Origin of the sequence: Paracoccus mangrovi (assembly GCF_042648425.1) — a bacterium.
In the GTDB taxonomy this organism is placed as follows: Bacteria; Pseudomonadota; Alphaproteobacteria; order Rhodobacterales; family Rhodobacteraceae; genus Paracoccus; species Paracoccus mangrovi.
In genome coordinates this window covers 1-16503 of record NZ_JBHRXJ010000013.1, presented here as the reverse complement: position 1 = coordinate 16503, position 16503 = coordinate 1, and the positions used below count along the sequence as shown (strand labels likewise).

At 65.3% G+C, this 16503-nt stretch carries 19 protein-coding genes; 15 read left to right on the top strand and 4 right to left on the bottom strand.

Annotated elements, in window-relative coordinates:
* Nucleotides 1–108 precede the first annotated feature (108 nt).
* Nucleotides 109–1851 carry a gamma-glutamyltransferase gene (gene ggt / locus ACFOMH_RS15645; protein ID WP_377745640.1) on the top strand — a complete coding sequence of 581 codons (1743 nt, stop codon included), beginning with the start codon at nucleotides 109–111 and terminating at the stop codon, nucleotides 1849–1851.
* Nucleotides 1852–1858: 7 nt separating this feature from the next.
* On the opposite strand, the gene ACFOMH_RS15640 is transcribed toward ggt, so the two are convergent.
* On the bottom strand, nucleotides 1859–2209 hold the full coding sequence (locus ACFOMH_RS15640) for a DUF488 domain-containing protein (RefSeq protein ID WP_377745638.1): 351 nt from the start codon (nucleotides 2207–2209) through the stop codon (nucleotides 1859–1861).
* Between the two features lie 131 nt (nucleotides 2210–2340).
* On the opposite strand from ACFOMH_RS15640, the gene ACFOMH_RS15635 reads away from it, so the two are divergent.
* The 12 genes from ACFOMH_RS15635 (at nucleotide 2341) to ftsH (ending at nucleotide 13716) form a co-directional block, all read left to right on the top strand.
* Nucleotides 2341–3045 (top strand): CoA transferase subunit A, encoded by a 705-nt coding sequence (locus tag ACFOMH_RS15635; protein ID WP_374425628.1) that lies wholly within the window; start codon nucleotides 2341–2343, stop codon nucleotides 3043–3045.
* On the top strand, nucleotides 3042–3677 hold the full coding sequence (locus tag ACFOMH_RS15630; protein WP_377745636.1) for a 3-oxoacid CoA-transferase subunit B: 636 nt from the start codon (nucleotides 3042–3044) through the stop codon (nucleotides 3675–3677). The genes ACFOMH_RS15635 and ACFOMH_RS15630 overlap by 4 nt, the downstream gene beginning before the upstream one ends.
* A gap of 81 nt (nucleotides 3678–3758) precedes the next feature.
* The gene (locus ACFOMH_RS15625; protein ID WP_377745634.1) at nucleotides 3759–4349 is read left to right on the top strand and encodes a hypothetical protein; all 591 of its coding nucleotides are present in this window, start codon (nucleotides 3759–3761) and stop codon (nucleotides 4347–4349) included.
* Between the two features lie 97 nt (nucleotides 4350–4446).
* A complete protein-coding gene (gene ybgC / locus ACFOMH_RS15620) occupies nucleotides 4447–4863 on the top strand; it encodes a tol-pal system-associated acyl-CoA thioesterase (RefSeq protein ID WP_377745632.1) in 417 nt (138 codons plus the stop codon).
* An 88-nt stretch (nucleotides 4864–4951) separates the two neighbouring features.
* Entirely contained in the window at nucleotides 4952–5644 is a 693-nt protein-coding gene (tolQ, locus tag ACFOMH_RS15615) for a protein TolQ (RefSeq protein ID WP_374425632.1), read from the top strand.
* Nucleotides 5645–6103: an ExbD/TolR family protein gene (locus ACFOMH_RS15610; RefSeq protein WP_374425633.1), complete on the top strand. Its 459-nt coding sequence runs from the start codon at nucleotides 5645–5647 to the stop codon at nucleotides 6101–6103.
* A 3-nt stretch (nucleotides 6104–6106) separates the two neighbouring features.
* The gene (locus ACFOMH_RS15605) at nucleotides 6107–7636 is read left to right on the top strand and encodes a protein TolA (RefSeq protein ID WP_377745630.1); all 1530 of its coding nucleotides are present in this window, start codon (nucleotides 6107–6109) and stop codon (nucleotides 7634–7636) included.
* A gap of 83 nt (nucleotides 7637–7719) precedes the next feature.
* Nucleotides 7720–9030 (top strand): Tol-Pal system beta propeller repeat protein TolB, encoded by a 1311-nt coding sequence (tolB, locus tag ACFOMH_RS15600; RefSeq protein WP_374425691.1) that lies wholly within the window; start codon nucleotides 7720–7722, stop codon nucleotides 9028–9030.
* Between the two features lie 24 nt (nucleotides 9031–9054).
* Nucleotides 9055–9570: a peptidoglycan-associated lipoprotein Pal gene (gene pal / locus ACFOMH_RS15595; protein ID WP_374425635.1), complete on the top strand. Its 516-nt coding sequence runs from the start codon at nucleotides 9055–9057 to the stop codon at nucleotides 9568–9570.
* Complete coding sequence (locus ACFOMH_RS15590; protein ID WP_377745627.1) at nucleotides 9570–10499, top strand: tetratricopeptide repeat protein; 930 nt, start codon at nucleotides 9570–9572, stop codon at nucleotides 10497–10499. Before pal ends, ACFOMH_RS15590 begins: the two co-directional genes overlap by 1 nt.
* Nucleotides 10489–11757 carry a tRNA lysidine(34) synthetase TilS gene (gene tilS, locus ACFOMH_RS15585; RefSeq protein WP_377745625.1) on the top strand — a complete coding sequence of 423 codons (1269 nt, stop codon included), beginning with the start codon at nucleotides 10489–10491 and terminating at the stop codon, nucleotides 11755–11757. The genes ACFOMH_RS15590 and tilS overlap by 11 nt, the downstream gene beginning before the upstream one ends.
* Before the next feature lie 60 nt (nucleotides 11758–11817).
* On the top strand, nucleotides 11818–13716 hold the full coding sequence (gene ftsH, locus ACFOMH_RS15580; protein ID WP_377745763.1) for an ATP-dependent zinc metalloprotease FtsH: 1899 nt from the start codon (nucleotides 11818–11820) through the stop codon (nucleotides 13714–13716).
* Nucleotides 13717–13817: 101 nt separating this feature from the next.
* Here the strand turns inward: ftsH and ACFOMH_RS15575 are convergent, their stop codons facing one another.
* Nucleotides 13818–14384 (bottom strand): carboxymuconolactone decarboxylase family protein, encoded by a 567-nt coding sequence (locus ACFOMH_RS15575; protein ID WP_374425639.1) that lies wholly within the window; start codon nucleotides 14382–14384, stop codon nucleotides 13818–13820.
* Nucleotides 14385–14487: 103 nt separating this feature from the next.
* Here ACFOMH_RS15575 and ACFOMH_RS15570 point away from each other — a divergent pair, with 103 nt between their 5' ends.
* Entirely contained in the window at nucleotides 14488–15096 is a 609-nt protein-coding gene (locus ACFOMH_RS15570; protein ID WP_377745623.1) for a TetR/AcrR family transcriptional regulator, read from the top strand.
* A gap of 69 nt (nucleotides 15097–15165) precedes the next feature.
* On the top strand, nucleotides 15166–15471 hold the full coding sequence (locus ACFOMH_RS15565) for a chorismate mutase (protein ID WP_374425641.1): 306 nt from the start codon (nucleotides 15166–15168) through the stop codon (nucleotides 15469–15471).
* A gap of 142 nt (nucleotides 15472–15613) precedes the next feature.
* Here the strand turns inward: ACFOMH_RS15565 and ACFOMH_RS15560 are convergent, their stop codons facing one another.
* On the bottom strand, nucleotides 15614–16024 hold the full coding sequence (locus ACFOMH_RS15560; RefSeq protein ID WP_377745620.1) for a PaaI family thioesterase: 411 nt from the start codon (nucleotides 16022–16024) through the stop codon (nucleotides 15614–15616).
* The coding region (locus ACFOMH_RS15555) for a hypothetical protein (RefSeq protein ID WP_377745618.1) at nucleotides 16021–16503 on the bottom strand (483 nt) is incomplete at its 5' end. The genes ACFOMH_RS15555 and ACFOMH_RS15560, both read right to left, overlap by 4 nt.

The window sequence follows — 16503 nt, the reverse complement described above, 5'->3', positions numbered from 1 at the left end:
CGCCGGTTTTTTCATGCCCGGGTGCGGGTGTCGCGGCCGTTTGACCTTGCCCGTTCTGCTGTTACCCTTGGCCGGTGATTTTCAGGCAGATTTGGAAAGGGGGATTGCATGACGTTTCCATCAGGGCGGTTCGGCGCGCTTTTCTTGGGGCTGGCGGGGGCATCGGTCGCGGTGTCGGGGGCGCTGGCCGATACCGGCGCGATCTTTGACACGCTGGACCGCATTCACCCGGTCTGGGCCCAAAATGGCATGGTGTCCGCGCAGGAACATCTGGCCGCGGCGATCGGGCGCGACATCATGGCCAAAGGGGGCAATGCCGTCGATGCGGGCGTCGCCGTGGCCTTTGCGCTGGCGGTGACCTTGCCGCGCGCGGGCAATATCGGGGGCGGCGGCTTCATGCTGGTTCATGACGCCAAGACCGGCCAGACCCACGCCATCGACTATCGCGAAATGGCGCCGGCGGGGGCATCGCGGGACATGTTTCTGAACGAGGCGGGCGAGCCGGACAGCGACAAGTCGCTTTACAGCGGCGCCTCATCGGGGGTGCCGGGTACGGTCGCGGGGATGAAGCTTGCGCTGGACAAATACGGCACCATGGAATGGGCCGATGTCATCGCCCCGGCGATCAAGCTGGCCGAAGAGGGGTTCACCGTCACCCCCGAACTGGCCGACAGCATCGAGGCCGAGCGCCAGTATCTGACGAAATACCCCGCCACCACCAGGATTTTCTTCAAAGAGGACGGCACCGTCTGGAAGCCCGGCGAAACGCTGGTTCAGGCCGATCTGGCCAAAACCCTGAAAAAGATCGCGGCCGAGGGACCGGACGGATTTTACAAGGGCGAGGTGGCCGAGGCGATTTCCAAGGCCGTGCAGGCCGATGGCGGGCTGATCACGCCCGAGGACATGGCCGCCTATAAGGTCATGGAACGCGAGCCGGTCAAGGGAACCTATCGCGGCTATGATATCGTCTCGATGCCGCCGCCATCCTCGGGCGGTGTGCATCTGATTCAGATCCTGAACGCGCTTGAGGGCTATCCCATCGGCGCGCTGGGCCAGAATTCGGCCGAGACCATCCACCTGATGGCCGAGACGATGAAGCTCGCCTATGCCGACCGTTCGGAATACCTGGGCGACCCGGATTTCGTCGATGTGCCGGTGGCCGCCCTGACCAGCAAGGAATATGCCGCCGACATGCGCGACAAGATCAGCGCCGATTTTGCCCGGCCCGCCGCACAGATCGCGCCGGCCGATCTGGCGCCTTACGAATCCGATCAGACCACGCATTTTTCGGTCGTGGACAAGGACGGTAACGCGGTCTCGAACACCTATACGATCAATTTCAACTATGGCTCGGGGCTGGTCGCGGATGGCACCGGCGTGTTGATGAACAACGAGATGGACGATTTTTCCGCCAAACCCGGCACGCCCAACGGCTTTGGCCTGATCGGCGGCGATGCCAATGCCATTCAGGCCGGCAAGCGGCCGCTTTCGTCGATGACGCCGACCATCGTGCTGAAAGACGGTAAGGTCTGGCTGGTCACCGGATCGCCCGGCGGCGCGCGGATCATCACCACCGTTTTGCAGGTGGTGATGAACATGATCGATCACGGCATGAATGTGGCCGAGGCCTCGACCGCGCCGCGCGTCCATCACCAATGGCTTCCCGACGAGCTGCGCGTGGAAGAGGGGCTGAGCCTCGATACCATCCGGCTTTTGCAGGCCAAGGGGCATAGCATCGCGCTGAAGGATGCGATGGGCTCGACCCAGTCGATCATGCGCGATCCGGCGACCGGCGCGCTTTACGGCGCATCCGATCCGCGCCGGCCGGATGCGGCGACGCTGGGCTATTGAGGCTGGGCTAGCGCATGAGATATGCGCGCAGCGCGACCGCATTGTTGTGCTGCGCGTCATGGGCCGCGAACAACAGCGTGACCGGGCCGCGCGCGATCATCGTGCGCAGCTCCGCCACGGGTCCGGGATTGGCGTCCAGCTCGGCCGCGTAGCGGCGCTGAAACTCGGGCCATTTCGCCGGATCGTGGTCGAACCAGTGCCGCAACTCGTCCGAGGGCGCGATATCCTTGAGCCAGGGCGTGTCCTCGCCCAGCCTTTCATGGCTGATCCCGCGCGGCCAAAGCCGGTCGACCAGCACCCTTTGCCCCTCGTCGGGCGCGGGTGCGTCATAGACGCGCCTGATGAAAATCCGGGCCATCCGCTTTCCCTTTCCCTCTGGCTGCGGGGGTGTCCTGTCGCGGCGCGCCGGTCGCGCTAACAGGTTTTGCCCCGCGTTGACTTGGTTTTCGAAACTGGCCACAACAGCCTCGTCCAACAGTGGAGGGATTTATGAAGAAGGTCTATGCGGGCGCGGATGCCGCGCTTGACGGGCTCCTCAGGGATGGGATGCTGATCGCCGCCGGTGGGTTTGGTCTTTGCGGGATCCCCGAGCTTCTGATCGACGGCATCCTGCGGGCCGGAACGAAGGATTTGACGGTGGCCAGCAACAATTGCGGGGTCGACCATTTCGGTCTGGGCAAGCTGTTGGACAGCCGTCAGATCAGGAAAATGATCTCGTCCTATGTGGGTGAGAATGCGGAATTCATGCGTCAATACCTGTCGGGCGAGCTTGAGCTTGAGTTCAACCCCCAGGGCACGCTGGCCGAACGCATGCGCGCGGGCGGTGCCGGGATCCCGGGCTTTTACACCAAGACCGGTGTCGGCACGGTGATCGCCGAGGGCAAGGAACATCACGATTTCGACGGCGAGACCTATATCCTGGAACGCGGGATCGTCGCCGATCTGTCCATCGTCAAGGGCTGGAAGGCCGATCCCTCGGGCAACGTGATTTTCCGCAAGACCGCGCGCAACTTCAACGTGCCGGCGGCGAAATGCGGCCGTGTCTGCGTGGTCGAGGTCGAGGAAATCGTGCCCACCGGCTCGCTGGATCCCGACAATATCCATCTTCCGGGAATCTATGTACACCGCCTGATCCAGGGGCAGCATGAAAAGCGCATCGAACAGCGCACCACCCGCAAGAAGGAGACCGCATGATGGCTGGCTGGGACCGCAATCAGATGGCCGCCCGCGCCGCGCAGGAATTGCAGGACGGCTGGTATGTGAACCTTGGCATCGGGATCCCGACGCTGGTGGCGAACTATATCCCCGAAGGGGTCGAGGTGACGCTGCAATCGGAAAACGGCATGCTGGGCATCGGCCCCTTTCCCTATGAGGGCGAAGAGGATCCCGACCTGATCAATGCCGGCAAGCAGACGGTGACGGCGCTGCCGCAGACGGCCTTTTTCGACAGCGCCGAAAGCTTTGCCATGATCCGCGGCGGCAAGATCGCCATGGCGATCCTGGGCGCGATGGAGGTGGCCGAAAACGGCGATCTGGCGAACTGGATGATCCCGGGCAAGCTGGTCAAGGGCATGGGCGGCGCCATGGATCTTGTGGCGGGCGTCAAGCGCGTGGTGGTGGTGATGGACCACACCAACAAGGCCGGCGAATCGAAGGTGCTGCGCGCCTGTACGCTGCCGCTGACCGGTCAGGCGGTGGTCGACCGCATCATCACCAACCTTGGCGTTCTGGACGTGGTCGAGGGCGGGCTGCGGATTGTCGAGCTGGCCGATGGTGTGAGCGAGGCCGATCTGCGCGCGGCGACCGAAGCCACGATCATCGGCTGAGGCGCGCCAGTGGCGGGCAGAGGGGGCTTTCTGCCCCCTCTTGCGGCTCGCGCCGCAATTCACCCCCGAGGATATTTCAGCATGAAAGAGACAGACGCCGGTTTCGATCTGGACGAGATCGCGGGGCTTTTCACCCGCGAGGGAAAGTTCCTGCTTGCGCGATGGGGCCGGCCGGTCGCGCCGGTGATGTTTGGCCTTGCGGATGAAAGCCTGTCGATCTTTCGCGATGTCGTGCGGGCGGTCTATGCGCATGCGGGCCACCCGCTTGCCGAGACCGATCCCGATATGGGGGCGAACCTGATCACCTTCTTTGTCCGCGACTGGGCCGAGCTGGAAGAGGTGCCCGATCTGGACCGCCTGACGGGTCAACCGGATCTGCCGGCGCGGCTGTCTGCTCGGGTGGCGGATCAGTATCGGCTGTTTCGCTTTGATGCCGGGGGTGCGATCCGGGCCTGCATCAGTTTTGTCAATATGGGCGGCAATCTGGCGGATGTGCATCCCGCGCAGCTGGCCGAGACGCTTGCCGTGCGCTCGACGCTGACATTCGCCCGCGATGTCACGCCAAGCGCCGGGCTGGCCGCCCTGATCCGCGCCGCCTATGACCCGTCGCTTCCCGATGTCGCGACCGACCCTTCTTATGCCCTGCGCCTTGTCGCGCGGCTGTCACGTTGAGCGATCAGACTTCTTTCATGCCGAAATATCCTCCGGGGGAGTCGCCGTCAGGCGACGGGGGTGGAAAACCCCCGGCCACGCTTGTATCTGGGGTGTCATGCACAGCTTTCCGGTCCGCGTTTATTATGAAGATACCGATCTTGCCGGTATCGTCTATTACGCCAACTATCTGAAATTCATCGAGCGCGGGCGTTCCGAATGGCTGCGTGAGGTGGGCGTCGATCAGCGCGTTCTGAAGCAGCAGGGGCTGGTCTTTGCGGTCCGCCGGGTCGAGGCGGACTATCTGTCGCCCGCGCGTTTCGACGATCAGCTGGTGGTCGAGTCCAGCCTGCATGCACAGACCCCGGCGCGGATCGTCATCGACCAGCGCGTCCTGCGCGAGGGTGCCGCGCTGTTTGTGGCGCGGGTCACGGTGGTCTGTCTGGGCGAGGGGGGGCGGCCGCTGCGCATCCCGGCCGATGTTGCAGCGCGGTTGCAAAGCGGCGCGTCTTGCGCGCAACTGACGCAGAATTGACGTGACGGGGGTTTGTCCCCGCCGGCCGTTCTGCTAGTTGCGCCGCAAAAGCCGCGCATCACGCGGCGCCAAAGGACAGGCCGATTTCATGGAACAACTTGCCGCCGGGCAGCCGGTCGATTTTTCGCTGTTTGCGCTTTTCGCGCGGGCCTCGCTGACGGTGCAGATCGTCATGGTGATCCTGATCCTGGCCTCGTTCTGGGCCTGGGCCATCATCATTCAGAAATTCATCACCTATGCCAATGCCCGGCGCGAGGCGGACCGTTTCGACCGCGCCTTCTGGTCGGGACAGCCGTTGGACGATCTGTTCGACCGCATGGGCGACAATCCCTCGGGCCCGTCCGAGCGCATCTTTGCCGCCGGCATGACCGAATGGCGCCGCAGCCACCGCGATGACGGCAATCTGATCGCGGGCGCCACCGCGCGCATCGACCGGGCGATGAATGTGGCGATCAGCCGCGAAAACGACCGCATGACCCGTGGCCTGCCTTTCCTGGCCACGGTGGGGTCGACCGCGCCGTTCATCGGGCTTTTCGGCACCGTCTGGGGCATCAAGACCGCGTTCGAGGAAATCGCGATTTCGCAGAACACCTCGCTGGCCGTGGTGGCGCCGGGCATTGCCGAGGCGCTGGTCGCGACCGCGCTGGGGCTTTTGGCCGCGATCCCGGCGGTGATCTTTTACAACAAGCTCAGCGCCGATTCCGACCGTCTAATCGGCAATCAGGAGGCCTTTGCCGACGAATTCTCGACCATCCTGTCGCGTCAGCTGGACGACGAATAAATGGGCGCGGGGGTCATCAAACGCAGCCACAAGGGCAGGGGGCGGGCGCGCACCCAGCCGATGGCGGAAATCAACGTCACGCCCTTTGTGGACGTCATGCTGGTGCTTCTGATCATCTTCATGGTCGCGGCGCCGCTTTTGACCGTGGGGGTGCCGCTGGAGCTGCCCAAGACCGCCGCGCAGGCCGTTCCGGCCGAGCCGGAAGAGCCGCTGAGCGTTTCGGTCACGCCCGAGGGGCCGATCCTGGTGATGACCACCGAGGTGCCCGAGAATGAGCTGGTCACCCGCCTGCGCGCCGTGGCCGAGGAACGCCAGAGCGACAAGATCTATCTGCGCGCGGATGGCGCCATCCCCTATGCCCGGGTGATGGAAGTCATGGGGGCGCTGAACGCGGCCGGCTTCAACAATATCGTGCTGGTCACCGAGGCGGGCGGCCCGCGCATGGATGCGGACGGTTAGGCCATGGACCGCGCGGATCGCATTGGCTACTGGATTTCCGGCGTGACGCATGCCGGGCTGATCGGGGCTGCGCTGGCGGGCGGGGCACTGTTTCGCCCGCAGCCTCTGGACGCCGTGCGCATGGCCGAGGTCGCCACGATGAGCGAGGCGGAATTCCAGTCGCTGGCCAGCGCCGCGGCGGGTCGTGGGCCGGTGGGCGACACTGCTGCCGCGACGCCCGCCCAGCCCCGCGTTCCCGAAAGCGAGAACCGCGCCGGCGCGCCCGAAGCCACCAGCCCGCCCGACCCCAAGGCCCAGACCGCCGATCTGGTGCGTCCCTCGGACCGGCCGGAAGAGCGCCCGGACCTGTCGGATTTCGAAAATCCCAACCCGCCTGTCGCGGTCGCCACCGCCGCGCCGCAACCCGCGGAACCCGAAACCGCGACGGATCGCGCGGCGCTGCCCGGTGACGCGGACCGTCCCGATCCGGCGCGCAACCCCGCACAGTCGCAATCGCCGGCGCCGATCCCGCAACGCTCGGCCCAGGCGCCGGTCGAATCGGCCCGCCCGCGTGGCCGCCCCGAAGGCCTTGCCGCTGCCATTCAGGCACGTCGTGAGGCCGCCGAGGCCGCGCGCCAGCGCGAGGCCACCCTTGCGCGCGAGGCGGCCGAAGCCGCCGAGGAACAGGCCGCCGCCGAAAAAGCCCAGAAAGAGGCCGCCCGCCGCGCCGCCGATGAGCGCGCCCGCGAGGAGCGCCGCGAGAATGCGCGCCGCGAGGCCGATGCCGAAGCCGCCCGCAAGGCCGAGGAAGCCGCCGCCCGCGCCCGCCGTCAGGCCGCCGCCGAAACCGCCGAGGCCGAGGCCGAGGCGGAAAAGGCCGCTGCTGAAAAGGCCGAAAAAGCGGCCGAAAAGAAGGCCGCCGAGAAGGCCGCAGCCGACAAGAAGGCCGCCGAGAAAAAGGCCGCCGAAGCCAAGGCCCGGGAAGAGGCCGAGGCCAAGGAAGCCGCCGAGAAAAAAGCGGCTGAAAAGAAAGCCGCAGAGAAAAAGGCAGCCGAGAAAAAGGCTGCTGAGAAAAAGGCCGCCGAGGAACGCGCCGCCGCCAAGGCCCGCGAACAGGCCGAGGCCGAGCGCAAGGCCAATGAGGCCGCCAAGCAGGCCGCGCTGAAAGAGGCGCTTGAGGGCGAAGGTTCCGGCGGCGCCGGTGGCGGTGGCCCGGCGGCCGATGGCCCGCCCCTGTCGCAGGGCGAAAAGGACGGCTTCCGCGTCGCCGTCGAACAGTGCTGGAACCGGGGTTCATTGTCGACCGAGGCCAGCCGCACCACGGTTTCGGTGCGTTTCTCGATGGCGCGGGACGGCACGGTCGAGAAAAGCTCGCTGCGCATGATCGGCCATGACGGCGGCTCGGATGCGGCGGCCAAACAGGCCTATGAGGCGGCGCGCCGCGCCATCCTGATGTGCGAAAAGGGTGGCTACAAGCTGCCGCCGGAAAAGTACAACCGCTGGAGCGAGGTCATCATCGACTTCAACGCCAGCGGCGGCGCGCGGGTTAAGTAGTCCTGCCCATGGTAACCCCCCGCGTGAACATCTATCCTGCAACCAAGACCTTACGAGGGCGATTCATGTTGCGTAACTTTCTTCTGACTTCCGTTATGGCCCTGGCCGGGCTGGGTCTGGCCGCGCCCGTTCAGGCGCAGGACGGCCCCCTGCGGATCGAAATCACCGATGGGGTCATCGAGCCGATGCCCTTTGCCATCGCGGCCTTTCATGACGAGGGCGGCGCCGGTGAATATCTGGCACAGGTTCAGAACCTGATCGCCGCCGACCTGACCGGCACGGGCCTGTTTAGGGAAATTCCCGCCAGCGCCCATATCGCCCGGCCCGAAAGCTTTGACGCGCCCGTGTCCTATGAGGACTGGAAGGCGATCAACGCCCAGGCGCTGATCACCGGCGCCGTCCGGGTTCAGGGCGGAAAGGTCATCGTCAAGTTCCGTCTGTTCGACGTTTTCGCCGGCCAGCCCCTGGGCGACGGCATGCAGTTCGACGCCGGCACCGGCAACTGGCGCCGCGCCGCGCACAAGGCCGCCGATCAGGTCTATTCGCGTCTGACCGGCGAAGGCCCCTATTTCGACAGCCGTGTGGCCTTTGTGCAGGAAAGCGGTCCCAAGGACGCGCGCCGCAAGCGCATCGGCCTTATGGATTACGACGGCGCCAATGTGAAATGGATGACCGACGATTCCACGCTGGTTCTGAAGCCGCGCTTTTCGCCGGACGGCTCGCGTCTGTTGTTCACCAGCTATGCCACCGGCTTTCCGCAGGCGATGGTGATGGACATGAATTCGCTGGGCGTGCGGGCCCTGGGACCGGCGCAGCAGGGCTCGATGAGCTTTTCGCCGCGCTTTTCGCCCGATGGCCGCTGGATCCTCTATTCGCTGGAACAGGGCGGCAATACCGACATCTATCAGATGGATGCCGCGTCCGGCGCGCAGCGCGCGCTGACCAATGCGCCCTCGATCGAGACCTCGCCCAGCTATAGCCCCGACGGCCGCCAGATCGTCTTTGAAAGCGACCGCTCGGGCACGCCGCAGCTTTACATCATGGGCGCCAATGGCGGTGAACCCAAGCGCATCAGCTTTGGCGAGGGGCGTTACGGCACCCCCGTCTGGTCGCCGCGCGGCGATATGATCGCATTTACCCGGCAGGGTGGCGGCAAGTTCCATATCGGCGTCATGCGCACCGATGGTTCCGAAGAGAAAACTCTGACGGAATCGTTCCTTGACGAGGGCCCGTCCTGGGCCCCCAATGGGCGAGTGGTGATTTTCACCCGGGTGACGCCGGGCGGCAATGGCGAACCGCGCCTGCATTCGGTGGATATCACGGGGCGCAACATGCGCCCGGTCAAGATGAACGGCGCAGCCTCGGATCCCGATTGGGGTCCGCTGCTGCCCTAAGTGCAAGAACGGGACAGGACCGGAATGAAGATTATCGTTAAAATCGCCGCGATCGGGATCATCCTGGGGCTGGCGGCATGTGCCCGTCCCGCCAAGGACATGCAGGTGCAGGACCCCTATGCGGGCGGCGCCGGGGCTGGTGCGGGTGGCGTGGGCGCAAGCGCGCTGCCCGGCACGGCCGAGTATTTCAAGGCCAATGTCGGCGACACCGTGCTCTTTGCCATCGACCAGTCGACGCTTTCGCCCGAGGCGCGGTCGGCGCTGGCCAATCAGGCCGGCTGGCTGAACCAGAACCGTGGCTTTTCCGCCGTGATCGAAGGTCATGCCGACGAACAGGGCACGCGCGAATACAACCTTGCCCTGGGCGCGCGCCGCGCCAATTCGGTTCAGGAATACCTGATCTCGCAGGGGGTGGCGCCGGGCCGGTTGCGCACCGTCAGCTATGGCAAGGAACGCCCGCTGGCGATCTGTTCGGATGAGGAATGCTATTCCAAGAACCGCCGCGCGGTGACCGCGCTCAGCGGTGGGGCAGGCAGCTGATGACAAAGCCGGGCATCAGGGCGCTGGTTCTGGCGGCGGGCCTTGCGCTCGGCGCCGCCATGCCGGTGGCCGCACAGGACGCCCAGACCCTGGCCGATATCAGGGCCGAGCTGGGCCAGCTGTCCACCGACCTGCAAAACCTGCGCGCGCAGCTGGTGGCCTCGGGGCCGGCCGGCTTTGCGGCGGCGGGCGGCGACAGCGCCATAGACCGCATGAATGCGATGGAGGCGCGGCTGGCGCAGCTGACCGGCCAGACCGAAAAGCTGCAAAACCAGATCGACCGCGTGGTTCGCGACGGCACCACCCGCATCGGCGATATCGAGTTTCGCCTGTGCGAAATGGAAGAGGGCTGCGATCTGGGCAGTCTGACTACGCCGACGCTGGGCGAACAGGGCGGCTCGGGCGCGTTGCCTTCGTCCGATCAACAGGGCGCGCTTCAATCCAGGACCCCTTCGGCCGGGGTCGCCGCCACGGCGGCGGAAAAGGCCGATTTCGACCGGGCCCGGGAGGTGCTCGGTCAAGGTGACTTTCGCCGTGCTGCGGAGCTCTTCGCGGCCATTGCCCAGACCCATGCCGGTGGCCCACTGACCGCCGAGGCGCTGTTCCTGCGCGGTCAGGCGCTGGATGCGGCGGGGGATCTGGACGGGGCCGGCATCGCCTGGCTGGAAAGTTTCGCCGCCAACCCGAACGGTCCCCAGGCCCCCGACGCGCTTTTGGGCCTGTCGCGGGCCATGTCGGCCAAGGGCGGCCCGCAAGAGGGCTGCTTTTATCTTCAGGAAATCGCCAACCGCTTTGCCGATTCGCCCCAGATGGCCGAGGCCGAAAAGCGCATGACCGATGCCGATTGCACCGCGTTTCTGGGCGGTGGCGATGCGGGGACAGAGACGCTGGACCCCGAGGCCGCGGCGGATATGGCGGATGAGGGCTAGGCCCGACAAGGTCGAGACCACCGTTCACGCGGCGCTGGACCGGCTGGCCGGTTCGGCGGATGCGCTGGGGATCGCGCTGTCGGGCGGCGGCGATTCCATTGCCATGATGCATCTTGTACAGGGTTGGGCCGGGGGGCGGCGGCTGATGGCCGCGACCGTCGATCACGGGTTGCGCCCCGGTTCGGCCGATGAGGCGCGTCAGGCCGGGCAGGCGGCGGAGGCGCTTGGCATCGGGCACGAAACCCTGTTCTGGCAGCGCGGGGACCAGGGGGCGTCCGGCAATCTGATGGCCGATGCGCGGCTTGCCCGGCTGCGGCTGTTGTCGGATTGGGCGCGCGGGCGCGGGCTTGCGGCGGTGCTGCTGGGCCATACCCGCGACGATCAGGCCGAAACCCTTGTCATGCGACTTGGGCGCGGCGCCGGCATCGACGGGTTGTCGGGCATGGCCGCGACGCGGCGGGCCGATGGGATGGTCTGGTTGCGGCCGATGCTGGGCGTGGGGCGCGCCGATCTGCGCGACTGGCTGCGGGCGCGGGGGATCGGCTGGACCGATGATCCGTCGAATGACAATGACGCCTTTGACCGGGTGCGGGCGCGCAAGGCGCTGGCGGCGCTGGACCTGCCCTTGCCGCAGCTGGTGCAGGTGGCGGAAAACCTGTCCATGGCGCGGGATGCGCTTTGCGCCTTTGCCGCGCAGGTGGCCGAGGGGGCACAGGCGCGCCACGCTGCGCTGGCGCTGCCGCTGGCGCCATTCCGTGCCGCCCCGACCGAAATCCGGCGGCGGCTTCTTGTCGCAGGGCTGCGCTTTGTCAGCGGCGCCGATTATCCGCCCCGGCGCGCGGCGGTGCTGCATCTGCTGGAGGCGTTGCAAAACGACGCACCCGGATCCGCCCGCCTGACGTTGGACGGCGTTATCGCGCAGGTGCGGGAGGGCGCGCTGTGCCTGATCCGTGAACCCCGGGCTGCGGCCATCAGCCCCGCCGCGTCGCCCGATGCGCAGGGGGGCGCGATCTGGGACCGGCGCTGGCGCGTCGTCGGGCTGCGCCCCGGGCAACAGGTGCGCGCGCTGGGATATGCGCCGCTGCCGGGGCTGGACTGGCGCGCCTCTGGCATGGGCCGGGACGAGGCGGCGGCCAGTCCCGCGATCTGGTCGGGCGACGATCTGGTGGCCGCGCCGCTGATCCGCGATCAGGCGGGCATCCGCGCCACGCCGCTGCGCGGGGTGGGCGATTTCGGCGCAATGCTCTATACGCATTGAACCTGACGCCGGAATCCCTATTTTCTGAGCTAAGCCTTTTTACCCGCGGAGGAGATGCCTTTGGGCAACGCGCGCAATATCGCTTTCTGGGTCGTGCTGTTTCTGATGATCCTGGCGCTGTTCAATCTGTTCAGCGACGGATCGGCCCAGATGAACAGCCGCCAGATCAGCTATTCCGATTTCATCCAGCGGGTGGAAAAGGATGAAGTCACCGCCGTCACCATTGACGGCGAAAATATCGGCATCACCGCCAAGGATGGCAAGCAATACACCACCGTCCGCCCCCAGGGCGAAGAAATCGCCGACCGGCTGATCGCCGGCGGGGTCGAGGTCAAGGTCGAACGCCAGCAGCAATCGGGCTTTATGTCCCTGTTGGGGGTCTGGCTGCCCTTTATCCTGCTGATCGGGGTCTGGATCTTCTTCATGAACCGGATGCAGGGCGGCGGCAAAGGCGGCGCGATGGGCTTTGGCAAATCGCGCGCCAAGCTTCTGACCGAAAAGCATGGCCGCGTGACCTTTGACGACGTGGCCGGCATCGACGAGGCCAAGGAAGAGCTGGAAGAGATCGTCGAATTCCTGCGCAATCCGCAGAAATTCAGCCGCCTTGGCGGCAAGATCCCGAAAGGCGCGCTTCTGGTCGGCCCGCCCGGTACCGGTAAGACCCTGCTGGCCCGCGCCATCGCGGGCGAGGCGGGCGTGCCCTTCTTTACCATTTCGGGTTCGGATTTCGTCGAAATGTTCGTGGGCGTCGGCGCGTCGCGTGTGCGCGACATGTTCGAACAGGCCAAGAAAAGCGCCCCCTGCATCGTCTTTATCGACGAAATCGACGCGGTGGGCCGTGCGCGCGGCGTCGGCATCGGCGGCGGCAATGACGAACGCGAACAGACGCTGAACCAGCTTCTGGTGGAAATGGACGGCTTTGACGCCAATGAAGGCGTCATCATCATCGCCGCCACCAACCGCAAGGACGTGCTGGACCCGGCGCTTTTGCGCCCCGGCCGTTTCGATCGCCAGATTCACGTTCCGAACCCCGACATCAAGGGGCGCGAGAAAATCCTGGCCGTGCATTCGCGCAAGGTTCCGGTCGGCCCGGATGTCGATCTGCGCATCATCGCGCGCGGCACGCCCGGCTTTTCGGGGGCCGATCTGATGAACCTGGTGAACGAGGCCGCGCTGATGGCCGCGCGCATCGGCCGCCGTTTCGTCACCATGGAAGATTTCGAAAACGCCAAGGACAAGGTCATGCTGGGCGTCGAGCGTCGCAGCATGGTCCTTACCCCCGAGCAAAAGGAAAAGACCGCCTATCACGAGGCCGGCCACGCCATCGTCGGTCTGAGCCTGCCGAAATGCGATCCGGTCTATAAGGCGACGATCATCCCGCGCGGCGGTGCGCTTGGCATGGTGGTCAGCCTGCCGGAAATGGACCGGCTGAACTATCACAAGGACGAGGCCAAGCAGAAGCTGGCGATGACCATGGCCGGCAAGGCCGCCGAGATCATCAAATACGGCGAAGAGGGTGTGTCGAACGGTCCGGCCGGCGATATTCAACAGGCCTCGGCGCTGGCGCGGGCCATGGTGATGCGCTGGGGCATGTCCGACAAGGTCGGTAATATCGACTATGCCGAGGCGCATGAGGGCTATTCCGGCAATACCGGCGGCTTCTCGGTCTCGGCGGCGACCAAGGAACTGATCGAGCAGGAAGTGCATGACCTGATCGAACAGGGCTATCAGGACGCCTATCGCATCCTGACCGAGAAGGAAGAGGAATTCGAGCGGCTGGCCAAGGGGCTTCTGGAATATGAAACCCTGACCGGCGAGGATATCGGCAAGATCATCCGCGGCGAGCCTTTGGGCGAGGATGACGATACCCCCGGCAGCTCGATCCCCTCGGTCACCGCGATCCCCAGAACCGGCGAGGTCAAGCCGGCCACCGGCGAAGGCGACCGCGCCCCGGCCTGATCTGGTGGGCCATCGCGCCGCACCGGTAAGACAATGATCAAAGACGAACCCCGGCCCTTTCGGACCGGGGTTCTTTCATTGCATGTGTGCCAATCGTCGGATCAGGCGTTCCGGGTCTTGGGTTCCCAGGCAAAGGCGCGCATCGGCTCGTCCACCGGGGTATGCGCCAGGTGGTTGGTATAGTTCGACATGACTTTCTGGGCGACGCCCAGAACCACCTCAAGAATCTGGCGCTGGGTATAGCCGGCATCCAGGAAGGCGCGGACATCGGCGTCCGAGATATTGCCGCGCTTGCGCACCACGGCCAGGGTGAAATCGCGCAGCGCCTCAAGCCGGGCCGAAGGCAGCGCGGTCTCGTCGCGCAATGCGTTGCTGATCGCGTCGTCGACCTTCATCATCTTGGCGATGCCGGTATGGGCGGGCACGCAGTAATGGCAGGCATGTTCGACATTGATCGTCTGCCAGACCACGGTCAGCTCATCCTTGTCAAAGCTGGTTTCGTGCTGGAACAGGCGGTGCAGGTGCTTGTAGCCATCCAGCAGCGCCGGCGCCTCGGCCATGACCGCATGCAGGCCCGGCACGCGGCCGAACGATTTCTTCGAATCCTCAAGCAGCGGGCGGCTTTGCTCGGGTGCGGTTTCCAGCGTGTGGATGGTGAATTCGGTCATGTCATTTCCTTTCAGAATTATTGAGTGATTGCTCAATAACGGGTTTGTAACTTTACTCCGGCGGAGGATCAAGATAGATTATTGAGCGTTCATTCAATAACAGGTGATCGGAACCGCCATGGCGCGCAAGGCCGGCTATGACCGCGAAAAGGTGCTGGACAAGGCGCTCGAACTGTTCTGGGCCAAGGGCTATCACGGCACCTCCCTCAAGGATCTCGAGGTGGCGCTGGATATGCGCCCCGGCTCGATCTATGCGGCCTTCGGCTCGAAAGAGGGGCTTTTTGCCGAAACCCTGCGCCTCTATGCCGACCGTTCCGAGCAACAGTTTCATCAGACCATGGCCGCCGCGGAAACGCCGCTGGCAGGGTTGGCCGCGCATGTCCGCGCCCTGGGTCGTCAACCAAGCATGCCGGCCCCGTCGCGGGCCTGTATGCTGGTCAAGACCCTGCTCGAAACCCCGGACGATCCCGATCTGCGCGAACTCGCCGAGGCCCAGATGCGCCGGATCGAGACCAGCTTCGCGACAGCCTTTCGCGCGGCGCAAAACACGGGTCAGCTTGGCGCGGATCGCGCGCCCGATCATCTGGCCAGCCGGTTGCAGGCGGGGATTTTCGGGCTGCGCGCCTATGCACAGCGGGGCGACGCCGCAGGTCGCATGACCGGGCTTGCCGAAAGCCTTGCCAGCGATATCGAGGCGCTGGCCCAAAGCTGACCGCGAAGATTGCGCGGGATGGGGCGCGGCACTTGCGCTTTCCCATCATGCGGTGCATGTGATGGCGCCATGGCACGCTTCGACGATATCCCCGATATGCCCGCCCTGCGCGCGCGCATCGACGCGCTGGATGCACGTCTGATCGCGCTGCTGGCCGAACGCAGCGCACTGATCGACCGGGCCGCCCGGATCAAATCGCGCGAAGGATTGCCGGCACGCATCGATGCGCGGGTCGAAGAGGTTGCCGCCAATGCCCGCCGTATCGCTGGCGAACAGGGCTTCGATCCCGATCTGGCCGAACGGCTTTGGCGGGTGATGATGGATCATTTCATCGCCCAGGAAGAACGCATCCTTTCCGGCCCGGACCGCAGTTGAAAGGGGGGCTTTGCCCCCGCGCGTTCCGCGCTCCCCCAGGATATTTGGACATGAAAGAGAGGGGCGGGCGACCAGCCTTGTCTTTCATGTTCAAATATCCCGGGGGTCCGGGGGCTGGCCCCCGGGGCGTCTGTGGCAAGGATCAGACCGGTATCATCGTGCCTTGCAGTATCGCGACATGCTTGCGCTGGCCGGCGGTTTCGGTCCAGACGTCGGCGGCAACGACCATGATGCGGCGGCCGGGGCGGATCACGCGGCCTTCGGCGACCAGGCGATCACCAAGGGCAGGGGACATGAGGTTGATCTTCATCTCGACGGTCATCACCTCGACATCTTCGGGCATTAGGCTGAGCGCGGAATAGCCGGCCGCCGAATCGCCGATGCTGAAGGCCAGACCGGCATGACCCGCGCCCTGTTGCTGCAAGGATGTGGGAAGGATCGGGGCGGTGATGACGACCTGGCCCGGCTGGATCTGTGCAAGCTGGGCGCCGAGGGTGCGCATCATGGTCTGGCGGTCGAAGCTGTTGCGGATGCGGGTCTGGATGTCGGTCATTTGGTGTTGTCCGTCTTGATCAGACCAGAGAAGCCGGCGACGGCCAAAAGGGTCAAGCCCCAGCCCGCAAAGATATGCAGCCACAAATAGAGCCGGGCCGTTTTGCCGATGGGCTTGCGGTCGTCGGGGATCCAGTAGGATTGCATTTCCAGCGAGACGATGGGCAACAGCGTATCGGCGGAATAGATCAGCGGGTTAAAGCGCGGATAGGCGGCGGCCTCGGGCTGGCGCAGGAAACAGTCGAGCTGGGTTTCGTCGGGACGTGCCTTGCCGGCAATCGCGGGCGTCGTATTGGCGACTGTGGTTCCCTGTTCTGTGGAACAGGCGATCCATTCGGGGGCGCGCTGGATTTGCGGCAGGTTGGGCTTGATTTCGCCGAAACGAGAGTGTCCGATCTTCTGTGTATCGGTGATCTGGTCCATGCTTCCTGAGAGGAGCAAGGACGATGACGATTTCGAACGAACTGCTGGACGAACTGC

Coding starts and splice junctions, on each gene's coding strand:
- ggt (WP_377745640.1), top strand. CDS start 109: ATGACGTTTCCATCAGGGCGGTTCGGCGCGCTTTTCTTGGGGCTGGCG.
- ACFOMH_RS15640 (WP_377745638.1), bottom strand. CDS start 2,209: ATGGCCCGGATTTTCATCAGGCGCGTCTATGACGCACCCGCGCCCGAC.
- ACFOMH_RS15635 (WP_374425628.1), top strand. CDS start 2,341: ATGAAGAAGGTCTATGCGGGCGCGGATGCCGCGCTTGACGGGCTCCTC.
- ACFOMH_RS15630 (WP_377745636.1), top strand. CDS start 3,042: ATGATGGCTGGCTGGGACCGCAATCAGATGGCCGCCCGCGCCGCGCAG.
- ACFOMH_RS15625 (WP_377745634.1), top strand. CDS start 3,759: ATGAAAGAGACAGACGCCGGTTTCGATCTGGACGAGATCGCGGGGCTT.
- ybgC (WP_377745632.1), top strand. CDS start 4,447: ATGCACAGCTTTCCGGTCCGCGTTTATTATGAAGATACCGATCTTGCC.
- tolQ (WP_374425632.1), top strand. CDS start 4,952: ATGGAACAACTTGCCGCCGGGCAGCCGGTCGATTTTTCGCTGTTTGCG.
- ACFOMH_RS15610 (WP_374425633.1), top strand. CDS start 5,645: ATGGGCGCGGGGGTCATCAAACGCAGCCACAAGGGCAGGGGGCGGGCG.
- ACFOMH_RS15605 (WP_377745630.1), top strand. CDS start 6,107: ATGGACCGCGCGGATCGCATTGGCTACTGGATTTCCGGCGTGACGCAT.
- pal (WP_374425635.1), top strand. CDS start 9,055: ATGAAGATTATCGTTAAAATCGCCGCGATCGGGATCATCCTGGGGCTG.
- ACFOMH_RS15590 (WP_377745627.1), top strand. CDS start 9,570: ATGACAAAGCCGGGCATCAGGGCGCTGGTTCTGGCGGCGGGCCTTGCG.
- tilS (WP_377745625.1), top strand. CDS start 10,489: ATGAGGGCTAGGCCCGACAAGGTCGAGACCACCGTTCACGCGGCGCTG.
- ACFOMH_RS15575 (WP_374425639.1), bottom strand. CDS start 14,384: ATGACCGAATTCACCATCCACACGCTGGAAACCGCACCCGAGCAAAGC.
- ACFOMH_RS15565 (WP_374425641.1), top strand. CDS start 15,166: ATGGCACGCTTCGACGATATCCCCGATATGCCCGCCCTGCGCGCGCGC.
- ACFOMH_RS15560 (WP_377745620.1), bottom strand. CDS start 16,024: ATGACCGACATCCAGACCCGCATCCGCAACAGCTTCGACCGCCAGACC.